Source organism: Streptomyces himastatinicus ATCC 53653, assembly GCF_000158915.1.
GTDB classification, from domain to species: Bacteria; Actinomycetota; Actinomycetes; order Streptomycetales; family Streptomycetaceae; genus Streptomyces; species Streptomyces himastatinicus.
Genome location: NZ_GG657754.1, coordinates 9,915,869 through 9,918,581, shown reverse-complemented (window position 1 = coordinate 9,918,581; position 2,713 = coordinate 9,915,869). Strand labels below are relative to the sequence as shown.

Genomic DNA, 2,713 nt, shown 5'->3' with positions numbered 1-2,713 from the left:
GCGTAACGCGGAACCTGGCGGGTCGGGTCGAACAGGGCCTTGTAGTAGCCGATCGCGGCGGCGAGGTGGGCCGGGTCCTTCAGGCTCTCCTTGACGTGCGCGATGTCCCGCGCGGAGTCGTGGTAGCCGGGCGACCAGTCGCGCCACAGTCCGTCGATGAGCGCCATGTCATGGGCCGCGGCGCCCGCCTCGGCCAGCGGGGTCTGGAACAGGAAGATGTAGAACGAGCGCTTGAACTGACCGTAGTCGTAATTGAAGAAGTCGGCCAGCACGCCGCTCAGCGGGGGCACGGACATCGTCACGGCCCGCCGCCAGCGCTCGGGGGCGTGGGCGGTGGCGCCGTAGGCGGCGATGGCGCCCCAGTCGTGGCCGATGAGCACGGCGTCGCCGTCGGCGCCGAAGGCCTCGTGCAGGGCGTTGGCGTCGGAGGCTATCGCCCCCGCCTGGTAGGCGCCGTCCTCGGGTATGCCGGTGGGTGCGTAGCCCCGCATGAAGGGGGCGACGGCGTGGTAGCCCGCGTCCGCGAGGGCGGGCAGCAGATGGCGCCAGGAGTGTGCGGTGTCGGGGAACCCATGCAGGCAGAGCGCCAGCGGGGCGCCCGCCGGGCCCGCTTCGAGATAGCCGAACTCGATTCCATTTGCGGTGATGCTCTTGACCTGTGTCACGCTCAGCGATGCTAATTCACCGTCAGGAACACGTCCACGCACGGAATCGGGGGATTTCCTCACCGACCGATGATCCGGCTGCGCGGTGGCGGCGAGGGTGGCAGACTGCGCGCTGTCACGCGCACCAGCCCGGCCGAGGGAGGCCCCCATGACCAGCCCGACCAGCTCCGTCGCGGACCACCACGAGGCCATGGTGCATCGCGGGTTCCTCTACCGCGACGAGGGGGAAGTGGTCGACGTCTGCGTGCCCTTCCTGCGCGAGGGTCTGGAGGCCGACGACGCGGTGGCCGTGGTGGCGGCCAAGTCGAACATCGCGGCGCTGCGGGACGCCCTCGGGCAGGACGCCCCGGCGGTGCAGTTCGAGGACGCGCTCAGCTGGTACCAGCACCCGGTGAAGACCATCGCCGCGTACGACTCCTTCGTGAAGGCCGAGTCGCCGCGCCGGGTCCGGGTGATAGCCGAACCGGTGTGGCAGGGCCGCACTCCGCTGGAGGTGGTGGAGTGGGCGCGCTACGAGTCGATCGTGAACGCCGCGTTCGCCCACTCCGGCGCCCGCGCCATCTGCTGTTACGACCGCCGGGTGCTGCACCCCGAGATCATCACGTACGCGCGCCGGACCCACCCCGAGATCATCGACGGTCAGGGGCCGGAGCAGAGCCTGGAGTACACCGCGCCCGGCCCGTTCAGCGCCACCTGCGACCGCCGGGCGCTGACGCCCGCCCCGGCGACGGCCGAGCGGCTGTCGGTCGAGGGCGCCGATCTGGACGCCGTGCGCGTCTTCATCGCCGAGCGGGCCGGTCGGCACGGCATGGGCCAGGAGCCCTTCCGCAACATGATCGCCGCCGTCGCCGAGGTGGCGAACACCGCCATCCGCCACGGCAGCGCCCCGGCGGAGCTGCTGGTGTGGACCCAGGACGGCGATCTGGTCTGCGAGATCGCCGGACCCGGCCACTGGTACCCGGACGCCCTGTGGGGCTTCACTCCGCCGGAGGGGTCGGATACCGGGTTCGGGCTGTGGGGCGTCCGGATGCTGTGCGACGTCGTCCAGATGCAGGCGGACGCGGACGGCACGCTGATCAGGCTGCGCCACCGGGCTGTAACCGGCGCTGTAATCGGCGGGGGGGGCTTCACGTTCGTTCCCCCGGTTCACCCCGGCGGCACCGGGAGCCGGGGCACTCCGTGCTCGTACAGCGGTCCCACCTCCAGCCCCGCGGTGCGGCACGCGGTCACCAGGTGCGGCAGCGCGGCCAGGGTGACGCGCCAGCAGCCGGGGGACGACGCCCGGTCGGAGTCGTGCAGCAGGACCGTGGCGCCGCCCCGGAGACCGCCGCGGAGGGTGGCGAGCACCGAGGCCGGGGTGGCGTTCGGGGACCAGTCGCGCCCCCAGGCGGACCACAGGACCGGCCGCAGCCCGGCGCGTACGGCCGCGAGCCAGCGGCCGCCGGTCAGGACGCCGTACGGGGGCCGGTACCACAGCGGTACGGCGCCGGTGGCCAGCCGGATCGCCCGGGCGGCGTACGCGACCTCGGAGACGTCCCGCACCGGCCTCGGCAGCCAGGGGCGGGTGTGCGTCCAGCCGTGGACGGCGAGTTCATGGCCACGGAAGGCGATCTCGCGGGTCGTGCGGGGGTAGCGCATCACGCTCTCGCCCAAAACGAAGAACGTGGCGGTCACCGCCAGATAAAAACAAGGCGTCCAGGAAGCGCGGGGTGGAGTGGGGGTCGGGGCCGTCGTCGAAGGTCAGGGCGATGTGGTCGGAGCGGCCCTGTCCGGCCAGGGCCGGGAAGAGGACGCGCCGGGGCCCCGGCAGCCAGGTGCCGGCCGGGACCAGGTGCGCGGCCGCTGCCAGCACCGCCGCGTTCCGAGCCAGCACACCGGTCCGGCGGCCGGGGCTCATGACGGGCTCCCGCCGTCCGGCACCCGTCGTGCCGTGGGCGGTACCGCCGCGCCGGTGGCGTCCGCGTCCCAGCCCTCGGTCATGGCGGGCGACCGGGTCAGGGCGACGATCCCGGCCGCCATCAGGGCTGTTTCCGACCGCCTCGGGCAGC

The 2,713-nt window shown here is 73.1% G+C and carries 1 protein-coding gene and 2 pseudogenes; 1 reads left to right on the top strand and 2 read right to left on the bottom strand.

Features of this window, described 5'->3' with window-relative positions:
- Nucleotides 1–665, bottom strand: a 665-nt coding sequence (locus tag SSOG_RS41945) for an alpha/beta fold hydrolase (RefSeq protein ID WP_050800415.1), incomplete at its 3' end; no start/stop codon positions are given.
- A gap of 148 nt (nt 666–813) precedes the next feature.
- Here SSOG_RS41945 and SSOG_RS57715 point away from each other — a divergent pair.
- Nucleotides 814–1,740 (top strand): annotated as a pseudogene (locus tag SSOG_RS57715) (anti-sigma factor RsbA family regulatory protein); the annotation flags it as partial.
- A gap of 71 nt (nt 1,741–1,811) precedes the next feature.
- On the opposite strand, the pseudogene SSOG_RS49850 reads toward SSOG_RS57715, so the two are convergent.
- A pseudogene (locus SSOG_RS49850) lies at nt 1,812–2,562 on the bottom strand (polysaccharide deacetylase family protein).
- Nucleotides 2,563–2,713: the final 151 nt, after the last annotated feature.